This window comes from Pseudomonas sp. FYR_5, from assembly GCF_043106315.1.
Taxonomy (GTDB): Bacteria; Pseudomonadota; Gammaproteobacteria; order Pseudomonadales; family Pseudomonadaceae; genus Aquipseudomonas; species Aquipseudomonas putida_Y.
This window is the reverse complement of the sequence record NZ_JBICMK010000029.1, coordinates 1-26428: the sequence shown is the minus strand read 5'-3', so window position 1 is coordinate 26428 and position 26428 is coordinate 1. Positions and strand designations below refer to the sequence as shown.

General features: G+C 59.9%; 29 protein-coding genes and 2 pseudogenes. 18 read left to right on the top strand and 13 right to left on the bottom strand.

Features of this window, described 5'->3' with window-relative positions; genetic code table 11:
• Positions 1-143: 143 nt before the first annotated feature.
• The gene (locus tag ACF8RA_RS03230; RefSeq protein WP_003256170.1) at positions 144-581 is read left to right on the top strand and encodes a carboxymuconolactone decarboxylase family protein; all 438 of its coding nucleotides are present in this window, start codon (positions 144-146) and stop codon (positions 579-581) included.
• A 98-nt stretch (positions 582-679) separates the two neighbouring features.
• Here ACF8RA_RS03230 and ACF8RA_RS03225 read toward each other — a convergent pair whose 3' ends face one another.
• Positions 680-1768, bottom strand: a complete 1089-nt coding sequence (locus ACF8RA_RS03225; RefSeq protein ID WP_392514601.1) for an AraC family transcriptional regulator ligand-binding domain-containing protein — start codon at positions 1766-1768, stop codon at positions 680-682.
• Positions 1769-1936: 168 nt separating this feature from the next.
• Here ACF8RA_RS03225 and ACF8RA_RS03220 point away from each other — a divergent pair, with 168 nt between their 5' ends.
• Genes ACF8RA_RS03220 through ACF8RA_RS03210 form a run of 3 tightly spaced genes read left to right on the top strand, consistent with a single transcriptional unit; the run spans position 1937 to position 4577 of the window.
• Positions 1937-3121, top strand: a complete 1185-nt coding sequence (locus ACF8RA_RS03220) for an acetyl-CoA C-acyltransferase family protein (RefSeq protein WP_003256172.1) — start codon at positions 1937-1939, stop codon at positions 3119-3121.
• 13 nt (positions 3122-3134) lie between these two features.
• The gene (locus ACF8RA_RS03215) at positions 3135-3983 is read left to right on the top strand and encodes a 3-hydroxybutyryl-CoA dehydrogenase (RefSeq protein ID WP_392514599.1); all 849 of its coding nucleotides are present in this window, start codon (positions 3135-3137) and stop codon (positions 3981-3983) included.
• Between the two features lie 12 nt (positions 3984-3995).
• Positions 3996-4577, top strand: coding sequence for a TetR/AcrR family transcriptional regulator (locus ACF8RA_RS03210; protein ID WP_176682420.1), 582 nt, complete (start codon positions 3996-3998; stop codon positions 4575-4577).
• Positions 4578-4625: 48 nt separating this feature from the next.
• On the opposite strand, the gene ACF8RA_RS03205 is transcribed toward ACF8RA_RS03210, so the two are convergent.
• Genes ACF8RA_RS03205 through ACF8RA_RS03185 form a run of 5 tightly spaced genes read right to left on the bottom strand, consistent with a single transcriptional unit; the run spans position 4626 to position 11125 of the window.
• Positions 4626-5003: a response regulator gene (locus ACF8RA_RS03205; protein WP_003256176.1), complete on the bottom strand. Its 378-nt coding sequence runs from the start codon at positions 5001-5003 to the stop codon at positions 4626-4628.
• 44 nt (positions 5004-5047) lie between these two features.
• The gene (locus tag ACF8RA_RS03200) at positions 5048-6274 is read right to left on the bottom strand and encodes an ATP-binding protein (protein WP_392461390.1); all 1227 of its coding nucleotides are present in this window, start codon (positions 6272-6274) and stop codon (positions 5048-5050) included.
• On the bottom strand, positions 6268-6843 hold the full coding sequence (locus tag ACF8RA_RS03195; protein ID WP_392514597.1) for a chemotaxis protein CheB: 576 nt from the start codon (positions 6841-6843) through the stop codon (positions 6268-6270). The genes ACF8RA_RS03200 and ACF8RA_RS03195 overlap by 7 nt, the downstream gene beginning before the upstream one ends.
• Positions 6840-7661 carry a protein-glutamate O-methyltransferase CheR gene (locus ACF8RA_RS03190; RefSeq protein ID WP_176682417.1) on the bottom strand — a complete coding sequence of 274 codons (822 nt, stop codon included), beginning with the start codon at positions 7659-7661 and terminating at the stop codon, positions 6840-6842. The genes ACF8RA_RS03195 and ACF8RA_RS03190 overlap by 4 nt, the downstream gene beginning before the upstream one ends.
• Positions 7658-11125, bottom strand: a complete 3468-nt coding sequence (locus ACF8RA_RS03185) for a response regulator (protein ID WP_392487684.1) — start codon at positions 11123-11125, stop codon at positions 7658-7660. Before ACF8RA_RS03185 ends, ACF8RA_RS03190 begins: the two co-directional genes overlap by 4 nt.
• Positions 11126-11373: 248 nt before the next feature.
• On the opposite strand from ACF8RA_RS03185, the gene ACF8RA_RS03180 reads away from it, so the two are divergent.
• Positions 11374-11724, top strand: coding sequence for a response regulator (locus tag ACF8RA_RS03180; RefSeq protein WP_176682415.1), 351 nt, complete (start codon positions 11374-11376; stop codon positions 11722-11724).
• Positions 11725-11793: 69 nt separating this feature from the next.
• On the opposite strand, the gene cobF is transcribed toward ACF8RA_RS03180, so the two are convergent.
• Both cobF and ACF8RA_RS03170 read right to left on the bottom strand, forming a co-directional pair.
• The gene (gene cobF / locus ACF8RA_RS03175) at positions 11794-12543 is read right to left on the bottom strand and encodes a precorrin-6A synthase (deacetylating) (RefSeq protein WP_392518780.1); all 750 of its coding nucleotides are present in this window, start codon (positions 12541-12543) and stop codon (positions 11794-11796) included.
• A gap of 67 nt (positions 12544-12610) precedes the next feature.
• Positions 12611-13900, bottom strand: coding sequence for an OprD family porin (locus tag ACF8RA_RS03170; protein WP_392518779.1), 1290 nt, complete (start codon positions 13898-13900; stop codon positions 12611-12613).
• Between the two features lie 360 nt (positions 13901-14260).
• Between ACF8RA_RS03170 and ACF8RA_RS03165 the strand changes: the two genes are divergently transcribed.
• The 3 genes from ACF8RA_RS03165 to ACF8RA_RS03155 all read left to right on the top strand — a co-directional run bounded on the left by ACF8RA_RS03165 (position 14261) and on the right by ACF8RA_RS03155 (position 15712).
• Entirely contained in the window at positions 14261-14620 is a 360-nt protein-coding gene (locus tag ACF8RA_RS03165; RefSeq protein WP_176682412.1) for a histone-like nucleoid-structuring protein, MvaT/MvaU family, read from the top strand.
• Between the two features lie 224 nt (positions 14621-14844).
• Complete coding sequence (gloA, locus tag ACF8RA_RS03160; RefSeq protein ID WP_339444308.1) at positions 14845-15372, top strand: lactoylglutathione lyase; 528 nt, start codon at positions 14845-14847, stop codon at positions 15370-15372.
• A 97-nt stretch (positions 15373-15469) separates the two neighbouring features.
• Complete coding sequence (locus ACF8RA_RS03155) at positions 15470-15712, top strand: hypothetical protein (protein ID WP_021782100.1); 243 nt, start codon at positions 15470-15472, stop codon at positions 15710-15712.
• A 54-nt stretch (positions 15713-15766) separates the two neighbouring features.
• Here the strand turns inward: ACF8RA_RS03155 and ACF8RA_RS03150 are convergent, their stop codons facing one another.
• Positions 15767-16588, bottom strand: coding sequence for a shikimate 5-dehydrogenase (locus tag ACF8RA_RS03150; RefSeq protein ID WP_392518778.1), 822 nt, complete (start codon positions 16586-16588; stop codon positions 15767-15769).
• A 235-nt stretch (positions 16589-16823) separates the two neighbouring features.
• Here ACF8RA_RS03150 and ACF8RA_RS03145 point away from each other — a divergent pair, with 235 nt between their 5' ends.
• Positions 16824-17006: a hypothetical protein gene (locus tag ACF8RA_RS03145; RefSeq protein WP_392518777.1), complete on the top strand. Its 183-nt coding sequence runs from the start codon at positions 16824-16826 to the stop codon at positions 17004-17006.
• Positions 17007-17075: 69 nt separating this feature from the next.
• Here the strand turns inward: ACF8RA_RS03145 and ACF8RA_RS03140 are convergent, their stop codons facing one another.
• Positions 17076-17414, bottom strand: coding sequence for a chemotaxis protein (locus tag ACF8RA_RS03140; protein ID WP_176682409.1), 339 nt, complete (start codon positions 17412-17414; stop codon positions 17076-17078).
• Between the two features lie 164 nt (positions 17415-17578).
• Between ACF8RA_RS03140 and ACF8RA_RS03135 the strand changes: the two genes are divergently transcribed.
• Complete coding sequence (locus ACF8RA_RS03135; RefSeq protein ID WP_176682408.1) at positions 17579-18403, top strand: S24 family peptidase; 825 nt, start codon at positions 17579-17581, stop codon at positions 18401-18403.
• Positions 18404-18441: 38 nt separating this feature from the next.
• Here ACF8RA_RS03135 and ACF8RA_RS03130 read toward each other — a convergent pair whose 3' ends face one another.
• Positions 18442-18765 carry a DUF1654 domain-containing protein gene (locus ACF8RA_RS03130; RefSeq protein WP_176682407.1) on the bottom strand — a complete coding sequence of 108 codons (324 nt, stop codon included), beginning with the start codon at positions 18763-18765 and terminating at the stop codon, positions 18442-18444.
• A gap of 232 nt (positions 18766-18997) precedes the next feature.
• On the opposite strand from ACF8RA_RS03130, the gene ACF8RA_RS03125 reads away from it, so the two are divergent.
• The 5 genes and pseudogenes from ACF8RA_RS03125 to ACF8RA_RS03105 all read left to right on the top strand — a co-directional run.
• A complete protein-coding gene (locus tag ACF8RA_RS03125) occupies positions 18998-19672 on the top strand; it encodes a polysaccharide lyase family 7 protein (protein WP_392518776.1) in 675 nt (224 codons plus the stop codon).
• A 1234-nt stretch (positions 19673-20906) separates the two neighbouring features.
• Entirely contained in the window at positions 20907-21395 is a 489-nt protein-coding gene (locus ACF8RA_RS03120) for an Hcp family type VI secretion system effector (protein ID WP_392518775.1), read from the top strand.
• A 9-nt stretch (positions 21396-21404) separates the two neighbouring features.
• The gene (locus tag ACF8RA_RS03115) at positions 21405-22382 is read left to right on the top strand and encodes a hypothetical protein (protein ID WP_392518774.1); all 978 of its coding nucleotides are present in this window, start codon (positions 21405-21407) and stop codon (positions 22380-22382) included.
• Positions 22379-22744 (top strand): hypothetical protein, encoded by a 366-nt coding sequence (locus ACF8RA_RS03110; RefSeq protein WP_174369962.1) that lies wholly within the window; start codon positions 22379-22381, stop codon positions 22742-22744. Before ACF8RA_RS03115 ends, ACF8RA_RS03110 begins: the two co-directional genes overlap by 4 nt.
• 92 nt (positions 22745-22836) lie before the next feature.
• Positions 22837-22939 (top strand): annotated as a pseudogene (locus ACF8RA_RS03105) (IS5/IS1182 family transposase); the annotation flags it as partial.
• On the opposite strand, the gene ACF8RA_RS03100 reads toward ACF8RA_RS03105, so the two are convergent.
• Positions 22905-23387 (bottom strand): DUF3592 domain-containing protein, encoded by a 483-nt coding sequence (locus tag ACF8RA_RS03100; protein ID WP_392518773.1) that lies wholly within the window; start codon positions 23385-23387, stop codon positions 22905-22907. The pseudogene ACF8RA_RS03105 and the gene ACF8RA_RS03100 overlap by 35 nt on opposite strands.
• A 584-nt stretch (positions 23388-23971) precedes the next feature.
• Between ACF8RA_RS03100 and ACF8RA_RS03095 the strand changes: the two genes are divergently transcribed.
• The gene (locus tag ACF8RA_RS03095) at positions 23972-24541 is read left to right on the top strand and encodes a DJ-1/PfpI family protein (protein ID WP_392518784.1); all 570 of its coding nucleotides are present in this window, start codon (positions 23972-23974) and stop codon (positions 24539-24541) included.
• A 107-nt stretch (positions 24542-24648) separates the two neighbouring features.
• On the opposite strand, the pseudogene ACF8RA_RS03090 reads toward ACF8RA_RS03095, so the two are convergent.
• Positions 24649-24804 (bottom strand): annotated as a pseudogene (locus tag ACF8RA_RS03090) (DNA polymerase V subunit UmuC); the annotation flags it as partial.
• Positions 24805-24821: 17 nt separating this feature from the next.
• Between ACF8RA_RS03090 and ACF8RA_RS03085 the strand changes: the two are divergent.
• Both ACF8RA_RS03085 and pbpG read left to right on the top strand, forming a co-directional pair.
• Positions 24822-25136, top strand: a complete 315-nt coding sequence (locus ACF8RA_RS03085; RefSeq protein WP_231114308.1) for a hypothetical protein — start codon at positions 24822-24824, stop codon at positions 25134-25136.
• 194 nt (positions 25137-25330) lie between these two features.
• Complete coding sequence (gene pbpG, locus ACF8RA_RS03080; protein WP_209966925.1) at positions 25331-26257, top strand: D-alanyl-D-alanine endopeptidase; 927 nt, start codon at positions 25331-25333, stop codon at positions 26255-26257.
• Positions 26258-26428: the final 171 nt, after the last annotated feature.

Genomic DNA, 26428 nt, shown 5'->3' with positions numbered 1-26428 from the left:
TTGGCAGAAATGAAGAGATTGGATGCAGGTCAGTGGCCACCTGAATAGGCGATTGGCCTCCCGCTTATGCGCAAAATTGGCTATCGGGGTGGCCAATGAGCGGCGCTACAGTAGCGCCCTACCCCCGCACGTTGGAGACTGCCATGCACAACCGTATCGAATGGGCCAAACACGCCCCACAAGCCTACAAAGCCATGGTCGGCCTGGAGCAGGCCCTGGCCAACAGCGGCCTTGAGAACTCGCTGCTGGAGCTGATACGCCTGCGCGCTTCGCAGATCAACGGCTGCGCCTACTGCGTCAACCTGCACGCCAACGATGCGCGCAAGGCCGGTGAGACCGAAGCACGCCTGCAGACCCTTTGCGTGTGGCAGGAAACCAGCTACTTCACACCGCGTGAACGTGCTGCGCTGGCCTGGGTCGAGAGCCTGACCCGCTTGCCTGAACAGGGTGCGCCGCAGGGGCAATATGAAGCCCTGCAGGAACACTTCGAGCCAGCCGAAGTGGCCAACCTGACCTTGGCAATTGCCACCATCAATGCCTGGAACCGGTTCGGCGTCGGCTTTGCCATGGTGCCGGCCTGATTCTTTCGGGTGGCCTGTGCTGGCCTATTCGCGGGCAAGCCCGCTCCTACAATTCATGCCCGCCCCCACAATTCTGTTCGTGCCCTGTAGGAGCGGGTTTACCCGCGAACACCGGCAGAGCCGGTGCCATCCACCGCGTTGGTTTCTTCGCGGGCATGCCCGCTCCCACAGGTAGAACGCAGGCCGACCAACCGTGCCCGGTAGCTCCCAGGGCTCTGTCCGGTCCACTTCTTGAACGCCCGGTGGAACGCACTCGGTTCCTGAAACCCCGCCTGCTCGGCAATTTCGGCGATGCTCAACGCCCCTTCGCGCAACCGCTCGAAGGCCATGGCCCGGCGCACTTCATCCTTGATCTGCTGGTACGAACGCCCCTCCCGCTCCAACTGCCGGCGAAAGGTACTGGCACTGATCCCCTGCTGCTGCGCCAGCGCGGCCAATGTCGGCCACTGCCCATAGCGCAATGCCCGCAGGTGCCGATACACCTCAGCCACCAGCCCGTTCTGATTGCGAAAGCGGATCACCAGGCCCTGCGGCGCACTGCGCAGGAAGGTCTTCAAAGCCGCCCGGTCCTGCACCACCGGCAGGCGCAGGTAAGCGCTGTCGAACTCCACCTCGGTGCGTCCGCTGCCCAGGCGCAGGTCCGGCCCCCACAGCAGCAAGTCGTCCTCTTGGGCCGGGCGCGACACCGCGAGCTCCGTGCGGTCGATGGCAATTCGCCGCCCGGCCAGCCAGCACAGCATGCCGATCATCAGCACCAGGTAAGTTTCCTCGGCATACACCCGAGTCAAGGGGTCGGCAATGTTCGACTGCACGCTGATCAACGCCCGACCGCCACGTACTGTCAGGCTGCCACGCAGGTCACGCAGGAACAGGCCGAAGCCCCCCATGCACTGGCGCAAGGCCTTTTCCAGGTTCGGTTCGAGGATCAAGCCCCGGCAGATCAGGGCGAAACTGCCCAGCGGCATACCATGGCTGTCGAGGCCAAAGAACTCATCGTCCAGGCGCTGGATCAACGCCAGCCACAGCTGGGCGAACGCCTTGGCCGGCACCCGCGCCTGAGGCTGATCGAGCAGCTGCGGGGCGATGCCCACTGCAAGCAGCTGGGCGTCACGCTCGGCGGGGGTGTCGCGCAGAGCGTGGAGCATGGCGTTGAGGAAGTACACGGCGACTGAATCGCTTTCGCGCATGGCGGTTTTCGCTGTCTATGCTGAGTGGCAAAAAGTGCCAGGTTGTTTGAACAGATCCGGCATAGGCTGCAACAGAGCCTTTGCCTAGACTCGATCCCACTTCGGGGCCGCCAACCATTCTCGCAGAGCCTGGCCCGGTCCCGCCACGCCTTCGCAATCGGAGCCCTTATGAGCAGCGCAGAAATCTACGTCGTCAGTGCCGTCCGTTCAGCCATTGGTGGCTTCGGCGGTTCTCTCAAGGACCTGCCACTGGCCGACCTGGCCAGCGCCGTGACCCGCGCCGCCATCGAGCGCTCGGGCCTGGCCGCCGAGCAAGTCGGCCACCTGGTGATGGGCACGGTAATCCCCACCGAACCGCGTGACGCCTACCTGGCACGGGTAGCGGCAATGAACGCCGGCATCCCCAAGGAAACGCCGGCATTCAACGTCAACCGCCTGTGCGGCTCTGGCCTGCAGGCCATTGTCTCTGCGGCCCAGGGCCTGTTGCTGGGCGACACCGACGTGGCCGTCGCGGCCGGCGCCGAATCCATGAGCCGTGGCCCTTACCTGCTGCCACAAGCGCGCTGGGGTGCACGCATGGGTGATCTGCAAGGCATCGACTATACCGTCGGCGTACTGCAGGACCCCTTCCAGCACTTCCACATGGGCATTACCGCCGAGAACGTCTCGGCCAAGCATGGCATTACCCGCGAAATGCAGGACGAACTGGCCCTGACCAGCCAGCGCCGCGCCGCTCGTGCCATTGCCGAGGGCCGCTTCGCCAGCCAGATCGTTGCGCTGGAGCTGAAAACCCGCAAGGGCAGCGTGCAGTTCAGTGTCGACGAGCATGTGCGTGCTGATGTAACCGCCGAGCAACTGGCCGGTATGAAGCCGGTATTCAAGAAAGACGGTACCGTCACCGCCGGCAACGCCAGCGGTATCAACGATGGCGCCGCCGGCCTGGTGTTGGCCACAGGTGACGCGGTGCGCCGCCTGGGCCTGAAGCCTCTGGCACGCCTGGTGGGCTATGCCCACGCCGGGGTGGAACCTGAACTGATGGGCCTGGGGCCGATCCCGGCCACCCGCAAAGTGCTGGAAAAAACCGGCCTGAACCTGCAAGACCTGGATGTGATCGAGTCCAACGAAGCCTTCGCCGCCCAGGCCTGCGCGGTTGCCCGCGAGCTGGGCTTCGACCCGGAAAAGGTCAACCCCAACGGTTCGGGCATTTCCCTGGGCCACCCAGTGGGTGCCACCGGTGCGATCATCGCCACCAAGGCCATCCATGAGCTGCAGCGCATCCAGGGCCGCTACGCGCTGGCCACGATGTGTATCGGCGGTGGCCAAGGCATCGCTGTCGTGTTCGAGCGCGTCTGAGGGAGGCTGACACATGAGCATTGAACAGATCACCGTGATCGGCGCGGGCACCATGGGCAACGGCATAGCCCAGGTGTGCGCCATTGCCGGCTACCAGGTGCTGCTGGTGGATGTTTCCGACGCAGCGCTTGAGCGCGGTGTGGCCACCTTGAGCAAGAACCTCGAGCGCCAGGTCAGCAAAGGCACCCTCGACGCCGACAAAGCCGCAGCCGCCAAAGCCCGCATCCGCACCAGCACCGACTACACCCAGCTCAGCGCTGCACAGCTGGTGATCGAGGCGGCTACCGAGAACCTGCAGCTCAAGCAGCGCATCCTGCAGCAGGTGGCAGCCAACGTCGCCGCCGACTGCCTGATCGCCACCAACACCTCGTCGCTGTCAGTGACTCAACTGGCCGCCTGCATCGAGCACCCCGAGCGCTTCATTGGTGTGCACTTCTTCAACCCGGTACCGATGATGGCGCTGGTGGAGATCATTCGTGGCCTGCAGACCAGCGACAGCACCTACGCCCAGGCACTGCTGGTGACGGAAAAAGTCGGCAAGACCCCGATCACCGCCGGTAACCGCCCGGGCTTCGTGGTCAACCGCATCCTGGTGCCGATGATCAACGAGGCGATCTTCGTGCGCCAGGAAGGCCTGGCCAGTGCCGAGGATATCGACACCGGCATGCGCCTGGGCTGCAACCAGCCGATCGGCCCGCTGGCCCTGGCCGACCTGATCGGGCTGGACACCCTGCTGGCGATCATGGAGGCCTTCCATGACGGCTTCAACGACAGCAAGTACCGCCCTGCTCCACTGCTCAAGGAAATGGTCGCGGCCGGCTGGCTGGGGCGCAAGAGCGGTCGCGGTTTCTTCACCTACTGAGGACCAAGCACCATGCCCCCGGTCAATGCCGCAATGCGCTGTGCCAACTTTGAGGAGCGACGTGACCGGGCCATGGCATTGTTTGCCGAAAAGGGCTTTGGCCAGGTCAGCATGCGCGAGCTGGCGGCCCATGTGGGGCTGACCGCCGGCTCGCTGTACCATCACTTCCCCAGCAAGCAGGACCTGCTGTACGACTTGATCGAAGAGTTGTACGAAGAGCTGCAAGCCACGCTGGACCAGGCCCGCCGGGCCATGGCCCGTGGGGCATCGGCGTTGAGCTGCCTGATTGCTGCGCACTGGCAGCTGCATGCCGAGCGGCCGCTGCAGTTTCGGCTGGCCGAGCGGGATTTGTGTTGTTTGAGTGAGGCGCAACAGGCGCACCTTGCAGCGTTGCGCAAGCGTTATGAGGCAGGCTTGCTGCGCCTGATCGCACCGCAAGCAAAACTGCCGGGGCAAGCGTTGGACGCCACAGCGCATGTACTGGCGACGCTTCTCAATCAGCTGCCGGGGTTACTCAAAGCATTGCCTGAAGAACAGGGGTTGGAGCTGATGGAAAACTTGCTGGTCGGCGGGATTGAGCGGACGCTGCGATAGCCTGCCAGGGCCCCTGCGCGGGCTTGCCCCGCGAAGAGGCCGGATGCCTCAACGCAACAGCGACTGGATCTGCTCGTGCAAGGTATCCAGGTCAAACGGCTTGGCCAGGATAGGTGCCTTGCGGGTGATCGGGCTACCAGATTCGAGAATCTCCGCCGGGTAGCCGCTGATGAAGATCACCTTCAGGTCTGGCCGCAACTTCACCGCGGGCTCGGCAATATCCACGCCCGAGATCCCGCCCGGCAAACGGAAGTCCGTCACCATCAGGTCCAGGTGCGGCTTGCTGGCCAGGATGGCAAACGCCTGCTCGCCATCTTCAGCCACCAGGACGTGGTACCCCTCACCCGCCAGGTAATCGCGCAAAATCATGCGAATCGCCGGTTCATCCTCGACGACCAGAACCACATCTTGTGCATCTTCACTCATGTTAACGCCTTGAAATACTTACAGTTGGCCATCAGACCCCAGGCTTACACAGAGGTTGCCCGCGCCTGGTCGTTTTGTTCTTTGAATGTTGCCAGCGGCAATTGCAGGGTGAATGTGGCACCCTTGCCCTCCTCGCTTTCAACCTGTATCCGGCCACCGTGCGCCTGGACGATCTGCTCGGAGATGTACAACCCCAGGCCCAGACCTCCGCTAGCCTGCTGGGCAGCGACCCGCTCGAACTGCTGGAAGATCCGCTGCTGGTTGACGGCGCTGATACCGATACCGTGATCCTGCACCTGCACCCAGGCCATGCCGCCCTGCTCGAACACCCGTACCTGCACCGGATTGCGCTCGCCGTAACGCATTGCATTGGACAACAGGTTGGCCACTACTTGTTCAATCCGGAATTCGTCCCACTCCCCCTTCAGCGCTTCGCAACGCTGCAATTCGATGTGTGTTTCCAGGGCCATGGCCTGCGCCGTGAAGTTTTCCACCAGCCCACGCACCAGTTGGCCCAGGTCAAACAGTTTGGGCCGCAGCGACAATTTACCGGTACGGATGCGCGAAACATCAAGCATGTCCTCGACCAACCGGATCAGGCTGTTGATCTGCCGTTCGTCGCGCTCGACCATGGCCTGCAGCTTGTCGACACTGAACGCGTCCAGGTTGCCCCGTGCCAGGTGCATCTTGCGCAACTGGGTTTCCAGGATCAGGCCATTGAGCGGCGTACGCACCTCGTGGGAGACGATCGACATGAAGTCGTCACGCATGCGCACGGCATGCTCCAGCTCACACCGTGCCACCTGCAGCTGGCTGAGCAGCAGCTCCTGTTCCTGGCGGCTCTGCTCCAGGGCTTCCAGTTGCCGGCCAAGCACCTTGCGCTGGCGGAACAGGTCGACGAACACCGAGACCTTGCTTTTCACCGCCAGGGTGTCGAGCGGCTTGTGCAGAAAGTCCACGGCCCCGCTCTCGTAGCCCTTGAAGGCATAATTCATCTCGCGGCCCGCCGCACTGACGAAGACGATCGGGATGTGCTTGGTCTTGTCGGTGCCGCGCATCAGCTCGGCCAGTTCGAAACCGTTCATGCCCGGCATCTGCACATCGAGAATGGCCAGTGCAAACTCGTGCTCGAGCAGCAACGACAACGCAGCCTCGGCAGACTGGGCCTGGTGCACCTCACGGTCCTCGCCCTGGATCAGGGCCTCGAGCGCCAGCAGGTTTTCCGGCAAGTCGTCGACAATCAGCAGTTTGGCGATGGTGTGGCTTAGCATGCGCTGTATTCCAAGGTCGCGAGCAACTGCCCGATACCGCTCAGAGTAAGGATATGGTCGGGCTGGTGCAGGGCCAGAGCGGCCTCCGGCATCAGGGCAACCTGTGCGTCACGAGGGTCCTGGACGATCGTGCGCCCCCCATTGTTCTTGATGTAGACAAGGCCCCTGGCGCCGTCTTCGTTGGCCCCGGTGAGCAGCACACCCAGCAGGCCGTCGCCGTAGGCATCGGCCGCCGAGATGAACAGGAAATCAATCGCGGGGCGCGAGAAATGCACCGGTTCCTCCTGGCTAAGCGACAGCGTCAGGTCGCGCTCCACCGACAAGTGGTAACCCGGCCCCGCCACATAGATCTGCCCGCTGCGGATCCTCTCCTTGTCATGTGCCTCGCACACCGGCCGATGCAGCCGCCGCTGCATCACGCCAGCCAGCTGGCTGTGGCGATCGTCCGGCAGGTGCAACACGCAGAGCACCGGGATGGCAAACGCCGATGGCAGCGCGCCGAGCACCTGGAACAATGCCGCCACGCCACCCGCCGAGGCGCCGATCACCACTGCACGTACGCCGTTCATGATTTACGGAAGATCCGTTGGGGCTTGACCAGCGGCTCGAAACGTTCGCTGTAGGCCGAAAAGTCCACCGACTCCTTGCTACCCAACACCAGGAAACCGCGGTGGCAGAGCGACTCATGGAACAGGCCGAGCGCCCGATCCTGCAGGTCCTTGTTGAAGTAGATCAGCACATTGCGGCACGACACCAGTTGGGTCTCGGAGAACACGCTGTCGGTGGCCAGGCTGTGGTCGGCGAAAGTCACGTTGTCGCGCAGGCTGCTGTCCATGATGGCGTTGCCATAGGCGGCGGTGTAGTACTCGGCGAAGTCTCGGCGGCCACCGGCCAGGCGGTAGTTTTCCTCGTATTCGCGCATGCTCTGCATCGAGTAGATACCCTGCTTGGCCTTGTCCAGCGAAAGCGGGTTGATGTCGGTGGCGTAGATGATGGTGCGTTCAAGCAGCCCTTCCTCACGCAACAGGATGGCCATGGAATACACCTCTTCCCCCGTGCTGCAACCCGCGATCCAGACCTTGATCGAGGGCCAGGTCCGCAACAGCGGCACCACTTCGTTGCGCACGGCAAGGAAGTGGTCAGGGTCACGGAACATCTCGCTGACCGGGATCGTCAGGTACTGCAGCAACTGCATGAACATGCCCGGGTCGTGCAGCACGCGCTCCTGCAGCGCGGACACCGTCAGGCAATCGAACTGACGCAGCGCGTGGAGAATCCGGCGCTTGATCGAAGCGCCGGAATAATTGCGGAAATCGTAGCTGTACTTGAGGTAGATCGCCTCGATCAGCAGCCGGATCTCGATGTCGGTGTTGCGTTCGCTAGTCAAATTCGCTCCAGTTGCGGCAGCCAGACACGGATCAACGAGAACAGGCGGTCCAGGTCGATCGGCTTGGCCAGGTAATCATTGGCACCGGCTTGCAGGCAACGCTGCTGGTCATCCTTCATGGCCTTGGCGGTCACCGCGATGATCGGCAGTTTGCGCCAGCGCGGTTGCTGACGGATCAGGCGGGTGGCCTCAAAGCCATCCATCTCCGGCATCATCACGTCCATCAGCACCAGGTCGATGTCGTCGTGCTGCTCCAGGCGCTCGATGGCTTCGCGCCCGTTGCGGCCGATTTCGACAATGGCGCCCTTGTGCTCCAGGGCACTGGTCAGGGCGAAGATATTACGCACATCGTCGTCCACCAGCAGCACCTTGCGGCCCTCGAACACCTTGTCGCGGCTGCGCGCGGTCTTGAGCATGCGCTGACGTTCGTTGGACAACTGCGATTCGACCTTGTGCAGGAACAGCGTCACTTCGTCCAGCAGGCGCTCTGGCGAACGTGCGCCCTTGATGATGATCGAGCGTGAATACTTGAGCAGGTCGGCTTCTTCCTCACGGGTGAGGTTGCGGCCGGTATACACGATCACCGGCGGGAAGGCGCGGATATCCTCTGCGGTCATGCGTTTGAGCAGCTCGTTGCCGAGCATGTCTGGCAGCTTGAGGTCGATGATCATGCAGTCGTAGATGTTCTGGCGCAACAGCGCCAGGGCATCCTGGGCCATGGCCACGGCCGTGATCTCGACATCGTCGTCGCCGATCAGCCGGGCGATGCTCTCGCGCTGCAGGTCGTCGTCTTCCACCAGCAGGATGTGCTTGAGCTTTTGCGTAAGCTTGGCTTCCAGGCGAGCGAACACCTCCTTGAGCTCCTCGCGGCTGGTGGGTTTGACCGCATACCCCACCGCCCCCATGTGCATGGCCGCCTCGACGCGGTCTTCCACCGAAATGATGTGCACCGGGATATGGCGGGTGCCGGCCTGCTCCTTGAGGCGCTGCAGGACGGTCAGGCCCGAGTGGTCGGGCAGGCGCATATCCAGCAGGATCGCATCCGGAATGTACTGGGCGGCCAGCTCGAAGCCTTCGTCGGCGCCATGGGCCACCAGGCAGCTGTAGCCCAGCTCATGGGCCAGGTCGAAGAGGATGCGGGCAAAGTTGGGCTCGTCTTCGATCACCAGAATGCAACGGGTATCGAAAGGGGCGCGCTCGCGGTCGTCGGCAAAAGCCGGTGCCGGGCGCATGACCGCGGCGGCCAACGGCGCTTGCGGTACAGGCGGCAACGCATCGACGGCCGGGCGCAGGCTTTGCGGCTCGACGCCTTCGTCCTCGGCGGCATAGCGCTCCGGCAGAATCAGGCTGAACACGCTGCCTTGCCCGGGGCTGCTGTCGACATTGATCTGGCCACCGAGCAAATGCGCCAGGTCACGGGAGATCGACAGGCCCAGGCCAGTGCCGCCATAGCGGCGATTGCTGGTGCCATCGACCTGGTGGAAGGCGCCGAAGATCGCCTGCTGCTGATCGGCCGCAATGCCGATGCCGGTGTCACGGACCGCGAACACGATACCGCTGCCAGCCTGGAAGCTGACGTTCATGCTGACCTGGCCACGCTCGGTGAACTTGATGGCGTTGGACAGCAGGTTCTTGAGGATCTGCTCCAGGCGCTGACGGTCGGTGAACAGCGTGGTCGGTACCTGCGGCTCGACCTTGACCTCGAAGGCCAGTCCCTTGTGACCGGCAAGCGGCTGGAACATGCCGCGCAAGCCGTCGACCAGTCGCTCGACCTGGGTGGTCTCGGGCCGTACTTCGAGCTTGCCGGCCTCGACCTTGGCGATATCGAGGATGTCGTTGATAAGATTGAGCAGATCGTTGCCGGCCGAGTAGATGGATTCGGCGAACTTGACCTGCTCTTCGCTGAGGTTGCCTTCACCGTTTTCTGCCAGCAGCTTGGCCAGGATCAGCGAGCTGTTGAGCGGCGTGCGCAGCTCATGGGACATGTTGGCGAGGAATTCGGACTTATACTTGCTCGATCGCTGCAGGTCGTCGGCCCTGGCTTGCAGCTCCAGCTGCGCCTGGCTCAGTTCATCGTTCTTGCGGTCCAGTGCTTCAGTGCGTTCGGACAACTGCTCGTTGGTCTGCTCGAGTTCGGCCTGCTGGGTCTCCAGATGGGCCTGCGACTCCTTGAGCACCCGTGACTGTTCTTCGAGCTCTTCGTTGGCAGTCTTGAGTTCTTCCTGCTGCACCTGCAGCTCTTCATTGAGTTGCTGGGTTTCGGCCAGCACTTCCTGCAGGCGCTGACGATATCGCGCACTCTCGATCGACATGCCCAGGTTGCCGCCGACCCGCTCCAGCAGCTCTTCATCCCGCTCTTGCAAGGGGCGCAGGAAACCCAGCTCGATCACCCCGTTGATCTGCCCGTCTTCGGTCGCCGGCATCAGCAGCGCACTGCGCGGCAAGCCGCTGCCCAGGCCGGAACTGAGGCGATAGAAGTCTTCGGGCAGGTCGTCCAGGCGCAGCAAGCGGCCTTCGCGGACCGCCTGGGCCAACAGGCCATGGTGGTCCGGTTCGACCTGCTCGCGGGCCTGCTCTTCAGCACCCAGGCCATAACAGGCCACGCGCACCAGCCGGCCATGCTCGTCGCGCACGTACACGGCGCCCACCACGCTGCCCAGATAAGAGGCAAAAAAGCGCAGGATGTTCTCGCCAAGCATGGGCAGGGTCAGTTGCCCGAGCACCTGCTGCGCCAACTGAGTCTGGCCGCTGCGCAACCAGGCCTGGTGCTCCAGGCGCTGCGCCGACCGTTGCTGGGCCTGCAGGTTTTCATCGTAGCTGGCCGAAAGTGCCAACAGGTCGCGACGGCCCAGGTAAGCCAGCAATGCACTGAGGCCGACAATGAACAGCACGAAAGACGAGATCGCCATCACAGTGACGGAACTGACTTTTTCGTTGCGGGCCATGCGCAGTTGTTGTTCGGTACTGATCAGGTCATCGAATTCCTTGCGGATTTCATCGGTGATGCGCTTGCCCCGGCCGTTGCCGATCAAGGTCTGGTAATCGCCTTGGCTGCGGCGCAGGTTAATCATCTGGTTGCCGAAGTCGTTCCAGGCCTGCTGCAAGGCGATCAGCCGATCGATGCGGTCGACCTGTTGGGGGTTGTCCTCGACCATGCCGCGCAGGCTCTGCAGGCTGCCGAAAATGCGTGGCTTGGCCACCTCGTAGGGGTCAAGGAAGCGCTCGTCGCCCGTGATCAGGAAGCCGCGCATGCCCGTTTCCATATCGATCGACAGCTTGACCGTATCGTTGGCATTGCCGATCACCCGGTCGGTGTGCTCGACCCACTGCATGGCCGAAAGCAGGTAGTTGATCACCGCGACGAAGGCCACGGCCCCCAGCAGGCCAACCCCCAAGGGAAGGCCGATGTTGCGGCTCAACAGCTTGCGAAAGCTTCGCTGGTCCATCGAGGCTGCTTGAATCATGAGAAAACGCCCGAGCTAGAAAAGTCCATTGAAAAGAGTGGCCGGTCAGTCGTTATTGTTATCTGCCACTGCGCTGTCCTGATAAGCGAGTCTAACCAGCTTTGACAGGTCTGGCAGGGCATTAAGCCAGTATTTGAAGGTTGCGTTCGGCAATCGTTCCATCTGTTTGCATGGAGCGGTATCCTCGGGAACTTCTGATGCCGCGCGGTGCACAGATTAAAGACACTCATTTGTACAGGATTTGAACCATGCACCTTCTGGTAGTCGAAGACGACGACATCGTACGCATGCTGATGGTCGAAGTGCTCGACGAGCTGGGCTACAAGGTCATCGAGGCAGAAGACGCCGCAGCCGCCCTGCGGGTACTCGAGGATCCGGACCAAGCGCTGGCACTGATGATGACCGATGTAGGGCTGCCGGACATGCGAGGTGAAGTGCTGGCGGGCAAAGCGCGCGAACTGCGGCCACTATTACCGGTGCTGTTCGCCAGCGGCTACGCCGACAGCTTCAATGTACCGGAGGGCATGCACCTGATCGGCAAGCCCTTCAGTATCGACAAGTTGCGGGACACGGTGGTGGGTATTCTGGGTAACCCTTGAGCACGGTGTCGCCTGTTTCGCTCGTAGGAGCGGGCTTGCCCGCGAAGAGGCCGACACAGGCAACCCACCTCACAGCGCTCTGCGCAGCAGATAGGTATCCATGATCCACCCCTTGCGCGCCCGCTCCCGCTCACGCACTTCCAGTATCTGTGCCTTGACTGCCTGCAACGGCCCGGCAATCAGCACTTCATCCTCGGTCCCCAGGTACGCCCCCCAATAGATAGTCAACGCCGGGTCATCGAGCCCGGCAAAGGCGCACTGCCCGTCGAGCATCACCACCACATTGTCGATAGGCCCCTGCCCGGCCAGGCGTCGCCCCGGCAGCACAGTCAGGGGCTCGCCGACGCGGTTGAGCGGCACCTGGTGCCGCGCCGCAAGCGCCTGCACACTGCTGATGCCAGGGATGACCTGCAAGCGCAACGTCACGCCGTGTTCGCGGACCAGGTCGAGAATACGCAGGGTGCTGTCGTACAGGGTGGGCTCGCCCCACAGCAGGAAGGCACCTGTTTCCCCGTCGCCAATTTCCTCCTCGATCAGGCGCGCATACAGCGCAGCACGCCGCCGGTGCCAGCTCTGCACCGCACCCAGGTAGTCCTCCGCCTGCACATCGCGCAACGGGTCGACCACCGGCACCAGGCGATAGCCACCTTCGGGACGGTAGCGCTGCAGAATGACCTTGCGCAGGCGCACCAGCTCATCCTTGCCGTTGCCCTTGTCGAGCACGAAGAACACGCTAGCGCATCGCAGCGCATCGACTGCTTCATAGGTGACCTGGCGCGGGTCACCCGCGCCGATGCCGATCAACAACAGGTCTTTCATTGCCCTGCCCTTTGCGCAAACCCACCTCTATTGTCAGGCGGCTACCGGTATTTGGCAAAGCGGCCGCTTAGAAGATCGAGAAGTTGTAGCTGACAATGACCCGCGTCTCATCCATGTCACGCGCCCACCTTTCATAGTTGCTGCGGTAAGTGGAATTACGCAGGCGTACGCTGACATCCTTGAAAGTGCCACTTTGTACCTGGTACTTGAACTCGGTGTCGCGCTCCCACTCCTTGCCTTCGGCACGGCTGCCCGGCACCTTGATATTGTCACCGTTGATGTAACGGGTGAAGAAGGTCAGGCCGGGCACACCCAGCGCCTTGAAGTCGTAGTCATAGCGTACTTGCCAGGAGCGCTCCTGGGCAGCGGCGAAATCATTGACCTGGGCGTAGTTGACCAGGTACGGGTTGCTGCCATCCAGGTACGGCATGGCGCTGTTGCCATACATGCGCTGCCAGCCGCCGCTGAGCTTGTGGCCACCTAGGCTATAGCCAAGCATGCCGCTGAAGGCGCGATGGTCGATTTCGCCCGCACGGGCATTGCCGATGTCATCACTTTTGATCAGCCGTAAGTCAGCCGACAGGCTGCCCACCGCCAGCGGTTGACTGGCCACCAGCCCGAGAAAGTGCTGGCGGTAGATATTCTCCAGCCTGGCCACTTGGTACTGGGCACTGAAACGCTCGTTGAAACGGTAGTCGACACCGGCCAGGTCGAAGTGGTCGGCTTCGGTATCGCAAGCATAACGCTTGTTCTTGCAGTGCACGCGGATGTCCTGGCGGTCGGTGGAGTCCCGCGCGGTGTACTTGTCCAGGCGAGCCAGGGTGAACTTCAGGTCGTGCAGTTCTTCGGAGGTGAGCATGGCCCCCTGGAACAGGGTGGGCAGCAGACGGCCATCGTTGTACTTGAGCAACGGCACATCCGGCATCATCGAGCCGTACTTGAGCACAGTACTGGAGACCTTGACCTTAGCCGCCAGGCCCATCTTCGCATACTGGTCGGCCGAGTGCCGGGGATCGTGACCGGACGAGGGCAGCAACCCACTGTTACTGTCGGCCGGGCTGGAATCCAGTTTGAAGCCGAACATGCCCAGCGCATCCACTCCGAAACCTACCGGGCCTTGCGTATAACCCGATTGCACATTGAGGATGAAGCCTTGTGCCCACTCTTCGCGCTTGGATGCCCCCTGGCTGGAACTGCTGTAACCGTCCCGGAAGTCCCGGTTGAAATAGACATTGCGTGCTTCAACCTTGGCACTGCTGTCTTCAAGAAACCCGGCAGCCTGGGCGTTGACACCGGCACACAACAGAAACAGGCCGGTAACACGGCGCCCGGGGGCGAGGGGAAAAGGGGAAAACATGCGAAGAAACATCCAGAATTAACACGATTTAACAACCTGCGGCACGCATTGGCCACGGTACTGCGGCAAGCCCGAACATGAGTCGGCCATTATCTGAAATGATCGCGCAAAGGCTCTGACGCAGGCCATTGGACCATGGTCTAGCCCCCCGGTCGCGCAACCGCAGAAAAACCGCCAAATACCGCACGCAAAACTGGGAAAGTTCCCGGCTTACTTGCAAAAAGTTAGCAGTTTACCCGGTAGCCATGAATGACTACACTCGATATCAGCGAACAGTGGAACCCACCTGCGTGGCCGGCGTTTTACTCTTTTTCAATGTTCGTCACGCCCTGCCACGACCGACGTACAGGAGTGATTACAGTGTCCAGACTTGCAGAGTTTCGTGCTGCCGAAAAAGCGCTCCAGGAACAGATGGCGCAACTGGAAGCGTTGAAAAAGGATGCCGGCCTCAAACGCGAAATCGAATTCGAGCAGAAACTAGTCGGCCTGATGAAAAGCTATGACAAGAGCCTGCGCGATATCATCGCCATCCTCGACCCGAAGGCTGTGGCCCGCGCTTCCAGCACACCCGCCAAGCAACAACGCCGCCCACGGGTGGTCAAGGTCTATCAGAACCCGCACACCGGCGAGCGAATCGAGACCAAAGGCGGCAACCACCGCGGTCTCAAGGCTTGGAAAGAACAGTATGGGGCCGCCACGGTAGAAAGCTGGGTACGCTGATGAAATGTGCACACAGGCTTCACACTTTTTTCACAAGGACTGGCTCAGTATCGAAACAGCTAAAGGATTAGCGACCCCATCACGCGCCCGCACATGCGGGCCTCTAATTTCAGCGCCCTGCCTTTGCAGGGCGCTTTCATTTGCGCAATCGGTGCACTGCCGTATCATGGCCAGCCTGTCTGTTTTGCCGGCGCCCTGCGCCCGGCCCCGTCTCAGGAGTTCCCATGAGCCTGCACGATCTGCAAACCCTGCCTGGCGTCACCGCGCAACCTGACGCCGCCACCGCCCAGTTCGTCTTCAACCACACCATGCTGCGGGTCAAGGACATCGAGAAGTCGCTGGACTTCTACACCCGCGTGCTGGGCTTCCGCCTGGTGGACAAGCGTGACTTCCCTGAAGCCGCTTTCAGCCTGTACTTCCTGGCCCTGGTCGACCCGGCACAGATCCCCGCTGATGACACCGCCCGCCACCAGTGGATGAAGTCGATCCCTGGCGTGCTGGAGCTGACCCACAACCATGGCACCGAAAACGATGCCGAGTTCGCCTACCACAATGGCAACACCGACCCGCGCGGCTTTGGCCATATCTGCATTTCGGTACCCGACGTACGCGCCGCTTGCGCGCGCTTCGAGGAACTGGACGTACCGTTCCAGAAACGCCTGCAGGACGGGCGCATGAACCACCTGGCCTTCGTCAAGGACCCGGACGGTTACTGGGTCGAAGTGATCCAGCCAACCGACCTCAAGGACTGAGCGTTCGTCGCGGCGCGCTCGTCGGGCCGGGAACTCCCGGCCTCTTGCTGTGGTATATGAAGGTAACTGCTTCACATGCCACAGCGAGGTAAGGACGATGCAATCTCTTCACTGTGAATACCGCGAGCACACCATCACCGCCAGCGTGATGCCCCACCCCGACTCACCCCTGCCCTATGCCGCCGGCTGCCTGATCACGGCACCTGACGGGCACACCAGCAAGCGCATGTCGATGCCAATGCAGTTCTTCTCCGACCTTGAGAATGCGCAGCATGTGTCGCTGGCCCATGGCCGGGCACTGGTCGACAAGCAGCTCGATGGCGGGAACAAGGTGTTCTGACCCTGGTTTCGCCAGCCCCCTTCGCAGCTAAAGCCGTGAAGGGGGCTGGGGGAACTAGATAGCCCGCGCGTACGCCACAGCCGCATCCACCTGCTCCTGCGATGGCCTTACCCCGGTGTACAACACGAACTGTTCCAGCGCCTGCAGCGCTATGACCTCCAGCCCAGTGATCACCGGCTTGCCCAACACCTGAGCCCGGCGAATCAACGGCGTCTGCGCCGGCATCGCCACCACGTCGAACACCCGCTCCGCCGCCGCGATGGCGTGCTCGGGAAACGCCAGCTCATCTGCCTCCTGCCCGCCTGCCATACCGATCGGCGTCACATTCACCAGCATCGGCGGGCAGAGGTCGCCTGGCTCAGGCACCCAGCGATAACCACAGACATCCGCCAACTGGCGCCCGGCCTGTTCGTTGCGCGCAACGATGATGCCTTCGGCAAAGCCGGCATCGCGCAAGGCGCTGGCCACGGCCTTGGCCATGCCCCCGCTGCCTCGCAGGGCAAACGCGGTGCCCGGATCGACCTGGTGCTGCACCAGCAATTGGCGCACGGCCAGGTAATCGGTGTTGTAAGCCTTCAGGTGGCCATCGCAGTTGACAAGGGTATTGACCGACTCGATGGCCGCCGCCGAGGGATCGATTTCATCGACCAAAGCCATGCAGGCTTCCTTGTAGGGCATCGACACCCCACAGCCGCGAATACCCAGAGCGCGGATCCCTGCCACCGCCGCCGGCAGGTCATCGGTGCGCATGGCCTTGTAATAGAAATCCAGGCCCAGCTGCTGGTACAGGTGATTGTGAAAGCGCACGCCGAAGGTCCCCGGGCGACCGGCCAGAGAGATGCAAAGCACGGTGTCCCGGCTTGGAGTTGTCGGCATAACAGGCTCCTTGGTCATGAATGAAACGTTTATTCAGCGTAACAGAGTCAGTCACTGGTCGTCCCTTACACAACCTTTACCGTTTCCCTGTGCTCGGTTGACAGAGAACGGAGTCAAAGTAACAAGGCCCGAACGTGGTAACGGTTGATAGGACCAATGATCACTATCGAGGAAGTTGATTTCAAACTGCCCCGGCTGCTGCGTATGGTGGAGCCATGTTTCACAGGAGGTCCCCATGGCCACTATCCAGATCATGTCCGTTGTCGGTAGCGCCGTTCCCGTCTCACTGCGTGAGCAGGGCCTGCTGGCGTGCTGGTACCTGGTTCGCAACGGCGAAGCCGTCAGCGGCCCGATGCCGACGCTCGCATCAGCCCGGGCACTGGCCGAACAGTTGCAGCCAGGCACCTTGGCTGCCTGACCCGAATTTGTTGTGCGTTGCTCCCTATGCCCCTGTTGCCCGCCAAACTGGCGGGCTTTTTTTTGTTCTTCACGGATTGCCGGGGTTGCCACCTCGTGTTTGGCCGCTACTGCCCAACTGACTGGTCAGCACCATGACCTTGCCTTGCAGCCGGCCTACGGTCATCACCAGCTCGTTTCGTTCCTTGGCGAGCAGATCAGCTTTTGCCTGGGCCTCCCGTCGGGCATCCCGTTCGATGTCCAGCAGTTCTGTCAGGTGGCGGATGACTGCAAGCTCCGCGTTGTCCATCGCGCGGTCGACTGCATCTCTGGACAACCACTTGCGCAGCCACAGAAACGCACCTAGCAGTACAGTCCCCGTACCGCCCAACCAAGTGACGGTGCCCGGGCCGAGGTCGGTCGGATCCATGTGAACCTCATTACAGATGATGATGTGATCAGCCCTGGAGAAAAATGTCTCGTTAGCTTTCCTTGTTTGCGCGCTTAATTTAGCCTACAGCTAACAGCACCACAAGAGCAGATTTAGCCATGCGCACATTTAGCAGCAAGCTAAACACTGGCATGCTTCACCCCATGGACATCTACCAAATTCGCAAGCACAACCTGGTGAAACTGATCGGTAGCCAGAGAAAGGGGACCTGCGCAGAGCGCTGGGGGATGGCGCCTGCACACCTGAGCCAGATCCTTTCGGACAAGACAGTGAAAAACCTGGGCGATGACGTGGCCCGTCGCATCGAGGGCATCGAAGGCCTGCCACGGGGCTGGTTCGACGCACTGTCGCCAGGCGAACATGCGCAAGGTGCTGTCGAGGCAGGTGACAACAAACTCTCAGCAGCCGACCTGGTCAAGCAGATGCTGGCCCGAAGCGGCAAAGGGATCTCTGAAGAAACCCGGCAAAGGCTGCTGGCAGCTGCGCAAGAGCCTGCAGATACCACGCTGCTGAAAGCCGAGCCGCTTCGCCCCGGCCTGGTCGGTGACGAAGTGTGGATTGCCCACTATGACGTGCGGGCCGCCATGGGCGGTGGCCAGATCCCCCACGACTACCCCGAGATGTTCAAGGACGTTCGCGTCAGCCCCAGCCACCTGCGCGAGCTGGGCGTGGAGTTCAGCGAGCACCATCACCTGAAGATGGTGACCGGCTGGGGTCAGTCGATGGAACCTACCATCAGGCACCGCGACCCGCTGATCGTCGACGTCAGCATCCGCGAATTCGTCGGCGATGGCATCTACTTCTTTTCCTGGGGCGACCACATCTACATCAAGCGGCTACAGATCGCGGACGAGGACCACTTCGAGATGATCTCCGACAACTCGCGGCACAAAGACCGCATGATTCGTCGGGAAGAGACCTACATTCAGGCCAGGGTCCTTCTGGTGTGGAATGCCCACCTGGTATAAACCGAAGCCCGCCCTGACCGGCGGGCTTTTGCTGAAGCTCAGAAAGGTGCCGCCTCCTCGACCTGCATCTCGCAGTCGCGCTCGACGACAAAATCATCACGCTCTTCCACGCTAGAGCGCGCCCATCGCACCGTCACGCTAGCATCATCGTTGAACGTCAACTGTAACTCGGGCGTTTCCAGCAACTGGCCCATCACCTCCTCCCATTCCGCTTCACCGTCGGTATCCAGGCGGTGCACCACTACCCAACGCTGCGTCTGCGCGAGTGGGTGGTTGATCATTGACGATACCCGCAGGCTAAGCCGCTCTATTCCAGTCATTTCCTGGCGCTGTTGGGGTCCCGACTGCATGTGCCTAGACATATTCTTATCCTGATAGCTGTATATTCGTACAGTATTCAGCTAAAGCTTATCTCACCGCCAAAGCCAGCGTAAAGCCCCATCGCGAAAAATTTCGCCAGTAGGTAACATCCCACAAAGCGAAATTAATTTAGCCAAAAGCTATTGATTTGATTTTAGCCACAGGCTAATTTTGTGTTCGACCGCCATTTGCACGGCTGCTCAACCACTCAAACCCTTTCGCCAGGAGCTCCCCATGGCCGTAGATATCAGCCACCTCACCATCGCCACGCCGATAGCCGTCTCCTCAACCAACCCCGTTGCTCTGGAGCTAAACGGTGCTGAAGCGATTGCCCGCTTCCCCAGCATCGTGACGGTGCTCAGCGATGGCTCGATCCAGTTTTCAGCACCCACCAAAGGTGCTTCGAGCAAAAGCACCCACAGGACACGCTGCGAATGGACAGAAACGCAAGACTGGACGCTGGCCAGCGCCCAGAATCACTGGAATCGCCAGACCATGACGCTGACCAAGGTCAACTCGGCGCAGAAGGTGGTCATTGCCCAGATGCACGTACGCGGGGATGACGGCCCGCCGGTAAAGGTGTTCTGGAACAAGGGCAACATCACCTTCGGGTTTCGGCGCACCTTCAACCAGACCGATCCGGTGAACTCCACGGTTTTGAAGGGGGTGCCACTGGGTGCGACGTTCCACATCAGCATTCACACCACGTCTGAAGGCGTGGTAAACGTGACGGCCGAATACAACGGGGTATCCGCCTCGTCGGGCGATTTGCAGCTCGACAGCACCTGGGCTTCACACCTGTTCGAGTTCCACGGCGGGGTCTACAACCAGGTCGATTACACCGACGCAACACCCGCCGAGGACGGCTCGATCTGCATCATCAGCGAGCTCTTGCTCATCCACCGCTGAACGTCGATGCCCAGCCCTGCTAGCACAAGCCCTCATGGCGTCGCATGAATGCAAAAAGCCCAGCGCGGGGCTGGGCTTCTATCAGCTGGGCTGAACAGTACTTCCGCCAGCCTTTACACACTGTACTGGCAGTTACTCCAGTGGGCGCTTGTGATAACTATAACGCTCGGCATTGGATGCCCGCGATGGGTCCGGCGGGCCTGGTCTCTGCCTGCCTCGAAAGGGCCGATTATGTGCGGAATCGTCGCGATCCTCGGGCTGCTCCCTTTTACCTTCCGAGTCTTGACCGCCTGGCGGACCATTGTTTTCAGCCGGCCTGATAGCCTGCTGATCACAATCCATTCCATCCCTATCTATGGTCATACGCACCTCTCAATGCTCAGAAGCTCTGAGCTACATCAAGTGTGCGCTTACCCTGTCCAGAAAGGTTTTATATCAGATCACCGGACACGGGCGAGAACCTCAATACCGGGACCTTTCGCTACACTGCATCCCACTCAAAAACATAGCCATTGGTGCAAAAATTGGTACGCGCCGGCTGTGCGTCCATCCAGCACATCCCGGCAATGCAGCAGTAGCGTGGGAGTCTATCCTCAGACCGCACCGCAAGCGGCCTGAGCATCTGGCCTGTCTAATAGGGTTCAGCCAGTTTCAGCGACTTTGGCCCAATAAGACCGAGACGCTTTCGGGCGGTTTTAGACAGCTTTACTCCCCCATCCAGGCGTTCAGCCAACCAAGATCCATCCTGGGTCGTCAGCTACAGCCACCTCCCACAGTCCGCTGTCGACCCAAAGCTGCCCTCGTGGTAAACGAATTCCATTGCCAGCCCCTTACGGTAGCCCCGGGAGATATAAACACCATGGACTTTGTAGCAATCGTGCTTCTTGACATGTGGCTTTACGCCATCGGGTCACTTATCACATTGCCGTGCAAGATCTTCGGCATGAAGAAGCACTCCCAGGACGTTTGGGCCCTTCTGACGCGGGGGCAACTACTCCAGTAATAGGCTACGCATCGCTCCAAGGCTTTCTAATCCTCTCTCAGCAGGTAGTAAATTGCGCGGATCGTGCGCTAGCGTCCCCCAATTCCTAGGAAGGGCTATCCCAACACAGGTCAGGTCAGCCTGTGCTGACTTGATCGGAAAACCCATAACGTGCCCAGGAACATTCTTTTGATATAAGTGTCATACTCTTCCTTCGAGAATAATTCCAACCATTACCAAGGAGCGGTAAATATGGCTTTCGATGCCTACATCCAAATCGACGGTATCCCTGGCGAAGCGCTGGATGAGCAGTACACCAACTGGATCGAGATCAATAGCTACAATTTCGCCGTCAATCAAAGCACATCTGCCACCGCGAGCTCTTCTGGCGGTGCGACATCCGGTCGTACGACCCTGACCAATTTCACCTTCACTAAGTTTCTCGACAGCGCGAGTTGCAAGCTGCTGGAAGCAAGCTGTGCGGGCCAACATCTGAAAGAAGTGAAGCTCGTGCTTTGCCGGGCAGGCACAGACAAGCTCAAGTACTACGAAATTGTCTTGGAAGAAGTGATCATTGCCGACTACTCGCAGAACGCCGGCTCGGGCGTTCCTATCGAGGTCGTTCAGTTGAACTACGGACGCATCAAGACCACCTACACTCGGCAGAAACGAACTGATGGTAGAGCTGGAGGGAATGTGACGGGGGGCTGGGACCGGATCAACAATAAGAAGTATGCGTGAGGTAAGACGATGAGTGAGGCACGCAGCTTCATCAACTCCAGAACCCAGTCCTACCAGTCTTTGAAGGCCAGCACACCGGTATCGGGGCATGCTCAGGGCAAATTCGATGTTCTGAATGCGCACATTGCCAACAGTGTGGTTATGGGCGGGGAGCTGGTGATCGTCGGCGACCCCGATACACCCTCTTGCACCAGCCACGAAGCTTTCCTCATGGCCAAGGCTGCTCAGGTGCACGCTGGCTTGCTTACAAGTGGGGTGGACGCGGATGATTTTTTCCTGGAGCACTTCGACTTGCTGCAAAGCGTTCTTGCCAACGCTTCAATGGGAGTTGGTGCAGTCGGTGAAGGCTGGAGCAGGCATCTGCAAAATATCAAGGACACACTTGAGGAGATCGAGAAATTACATCGCGAGTACCTCGGCTCTGGCACCTTGAGTGCCCGCGACGCGTTTTATGCCAAGCGCACCGCTTTGTTCATGAAGCTCGAAAAGCAGCTGGAAAACTTCGCCGCGTACGGTTCAGGGTTACGTAACCAAGGAAAGGTCAAGCAGGCATTGGGCATCTCGACCCGCAGCTACCTCCACTCAGGCGAGATCGCCGGCTATGCCGACAAGGTATCTGGTGTTGCCAAAGCGTCGAATTTGGTCAAGAAAGGCACGTATATCGGTACTGCGCTGGATGTGGCTGCCACAGGCTTGTCGATTCATAAAGCCTGCACAATGGGCCGGGAGGACCAGTGCCGCCGCGCCAAATATGTTGAAAGCTCGGCGTTGATAGGTGGCCTGGGAGGTGGCAGCCTCGGTGGGTATGCGGGAGGTATGGCAGGAGCTGGTGCTTGTGTAGTCGTTCTGGGGGTTACTACAGGCGGCCCTGGAGCGCTGGTTTGTGCTGTGGTAGGCGGTGCAGTTGGCGGTAAAATCTTCGGAGACATCGGGAGCTGGGGAGGTGAGATGGTGGGTGATTTTTTATATCGTGAGGTATCGGAGTGAATGCAGTTGACCCTGGATTGATTGCGCTGTTGATCCTTGCGCCCATAATTCTGTCTATGATCGTGCTGTGTTACATCGCACATAAATACACTGAGCACTTTGAGTCGTTTCTCCCGAACTGTACGTACGTGGCCGGCAATAAAAAAATATTCCAGCATGCAGGCTTACTGGGCAAAGTCATGCGCACGGGGTCGATCTCTTTGGTACTGGCGATACCGTCAATCTTTTTGCGCAGAGGCTTGATTGACTTAAATGAAGTTAAACGTTTTCCGCCCAATATGAGACGATTATTGGTGAGCATGTTAGCCATCCAAATGGTACTGCTCATTGCTCTAACCATTTTCCATTATGTATATCGTTGAAGCTTAGGGATTCTCCAATCAAGTCAGCACAGGCCGTCTGACCTGTGCTGAAATAGCCCTCCGTCCACTGCCCTCTACAAGCCCTCCGTCTCATGAGTCAGATGAGCTTTTCCGATTTCGAGTAACGCCGGTAAGCGCAAGCAAACCCGTCGCGAGCGTTTCATGGCCGAGATGGAGCAGATGCTGCCGTGGAGCTGATTGGTGGCATTGATTGAGGCGCACTACCCAAAGGCCGGCGGTGGTCGCAAACCATTTTAACTGGTTGCGCCATCCGGCGTCGGTAAATCCATGCGGCCAGGTGGTAGCGGCTACCTCCCAACGCGAATACGCAAGCGAACAGACCGGCCAGCAGGCTCGCGCCCCACAGCGCGCCTCGGTCATCGATGAGTGCGGTCGTAGCGGGCGCTTCAGGGCGATACAACACGTTAACCCGGTCGCCTATGGCGTAGCCGAACATCAACCCAGTTACGGGTGAGCTGATCACTCTGCCAGTGGCGTCCCTAAAGTCGATTTGTGGATGACTGCCGCCCGCGTTCACTGCGCTGACATTGCCTCGGGCGCGTTGGGCGTGAACTACAAAGCCCAAGCGGTCCAAGCGGTCTTCAACTAACCAAAATGTAAGGCAGACCAGAAACAAGCCCACCGGAATGAAAACCGAGGCACGGAGGATGCCCCCCGGGAACAGGATGGCGTCTTGCCCATGGCTGGTTCCTTGGTTCGTCCCCTAAACGCATTTCATTGCAGTGAATTTGAAGAGTGCTGTCAAGCCAGAGCCAGCAGTAATGGCGATCGGAGGCCTCGGTTTGCAGTACTCCTTTCCGTGAGTGTCTGCAATGGGTCGAAAGCGGTCATCCCGACCGGCAGCTTTCGACCCATTGTTGTCCTTCGTGGAGAACAGTTATCGGCCAAAAGCGGTCACTTACTGAAGACAAAGTCTGAGGGGTTCACTAAATGCCCCCGGCGGTCTGGAGTCAATTGCGTGTTATCTAAGATGCGTCAGCTTCGCTTTCGCCTTCATAATCGTAGTCAATCAAGCTTGCCGAAACTTGACAAATTTCAAATTGTTCTAAGGCCCTGGTGCCAGCAGCACAGTATTCTTAATTTCGATATTGAATCCAATATCGCGACCGGGAACATCATCCTCCCTTCTATGAGCACCGCTAGCTGAACCTTGATGTCTGTTTGAAGACGCCGTACGCTATCGGCATTCATGGAGGAATCTGGCTGATGGCACGCGTGGGTTTGATACTGACACCGGGTTTTGCTGACTGGGAATACGCATTCATTGCTGGAACTGCGTCTCCATTTTATGGGATCGACGTCGGGTTTTTCGCACCTGTTACAGGGCCGCTCCACTCGCAGGGCGGATTGGCTGTAACTGTCGATAGTGGCTTGCAACAATGCCTGGACTGGAAACCGGACGTTGTTGTCGTGATTGGAGGAATGGTCTGGGAGCGTACAGAAGCTCCGGATATTCGAGACTTTCTTCATGCTAGTCGTTCAAGTGGAGCGACAATTGCTGGCATCTGTGGTGGAACGCTGGCACTTGCGAGAGCTGGGCTACTCGACACGGTTCCTCATACCTCGAACAGCGCTGACTTTCTGCAAAAAAATGCCGTAGGTTATGACGGGCGCACGCGCTATCGAAGCAGTGCAGTAGCTGTGGTTGCAGACCGCATCATAACTGCTCCAGGCCCTGCACCCGTTAGCTTCACCTGCGCAGTGTTCGAAGGTGCCGGATTATCTTCAGCGCTCATTTCTCAGTTCAGATCAATGCTAGCAGCGGAACATGGATGACCGCCTCGTTCCACAAATCAGCCCATCAGGTAATGTCTTCGACGGTCCTCTTCTGGCCGTTAGCTGTCCTTTTTTAAAGGCAGATGTAGGTCGAATGCAGCCACTCATTGCTTGAGCGCAAACAAGTCCTCTGCCAACTCACCGGGTTGCCGCAAGTCCATCAGCAGCACCTCTGCCTTGCTGTACCGAAAGCCGGGCCTGAAGATACGGTCGACCGCCTCTGAGGCAAATCGGGTCATCAGCAGCGTGTCGCAGGGTGGGTATGCGCACAGGCGAGATTATGTCGCTGCGCTGGGATGAGGTCGACGTCGAGAAAAAGACGGCTCACATCTGCCGGATCGTGGTTGAAAAGCAGGCAGTCGAGCGGACCAAGACGAAATACACCCGCACCGTAATGTTGAACAGCCGGGCTCTTGGCGCACTGGCAAGGGCCAGAGAGATCGCGCAATACCGCTCGAAGCAGAAGCGCCGCGTCTCGACGGAGTCGCCATTCATCTTCCAGCCTTCTGGCTCGTCACCACGAATCCAGCGTTCATTGCTGGGCAGCTTGGGCGCTCGGTGCAGGTGCTTCTCTCGACCTACGCCAAGTGGTTGAATTCTGCCAACGATTGGACGGAACTGGCGAAGCTGGAAAAGAACGTAATGGGTACAGGATTAAATATCGTTCACCTTGCGCCCTTTAGTCATAAGGCATTCGACAGCAATTCAGCCATACTCCAGAATGCATCGGTTTCTAGGGGGAAAACCCTTGCACAGCCAACGACATACAAACTTTTAGTGAGCCTCAACGTGAAAACTTCCCTGTCTATCCTCAGCCTGCTGCTGTTGCTCACAGGTACCGCGACCCTTCCGTCGACTGCTGCTGCACAACCCCCGGCCCAGGTTCAACGTGACCCATCCAAACTGCATCTGGCTTCAGGCAGCGCCCTGCTGATCGACCTGAACAGCAGCAAGGAGCTGTATTCAAGCCACGCCGACCGCGTGGTGCCCATCGCTTCGGTCACCAAACTGATGACGGCGATGGTGGTGCTGGATGCCAAGCTGCCCATGGATGAAATGCTCACCATGACCATCGCCAACAACCCGGAAATGAAAGGCGTGTACTCTCGCGTGCGCCTGGGCAGCCTGCTGGACCGTCGCGAAACCCTGCTGATTACCCTGATGTCGTCGGAAAACCGTGCGGCCAACAGCCTGGCCAACGCCTACCCCGGCGGTTACCCTGCGTTCATCAAGGCAATGAATGCCAAAGCCCGCAGCCTGGGAATGGCCCATACCCGCTATGTCGAGCCGACCGGCCTGTCGACGCAGAACGTCTCCACTGCCCGCGACCTGGCCAAGCTGCTGATGGCCTCGCGCAAGTATCCAATGCTGAGCGAGCTGTCGACCACCCGCGAAAAGACCGTGGCCTTCCGCAAGCCTAACTACACCCTGGGCTTCCGTAACACCGACCACCTGGTGAACAAGAGCAACTGGGACATCAAGCTGACCAAGACCGGCTTCACCAACGAAGCCGGGCACTGCCTGGTACTGCTGACCCGCATGGACAACCGGCCGGTGGCCATGGTCATTCTCGATGCCTTCGGCAAGTACACCCACTTCGCCGATGCCAGCCGCATGCGACAATGGCTGGAAACCGGTACCTCCAAGCCGGCACCGGCAGTGGCCATGCAGTACAAGGCCGAGCGGCAGAACAAGGGGCGGTTGGCGGTCGAATAACCGCCATATCCTGGAACGTGCGGGCTTGTTCACGAAACAGACAACGCGGCGGATAGCACGGGCTTCGCCCGTGTTCGCGGGTGAACCCGCTCCTACAACGGCCTGTGCATTGTGTGTAGGAGCGGGTTTACCCGCGAATACGGTCGCGCCGGCAACGGTGAACGGCGGGTG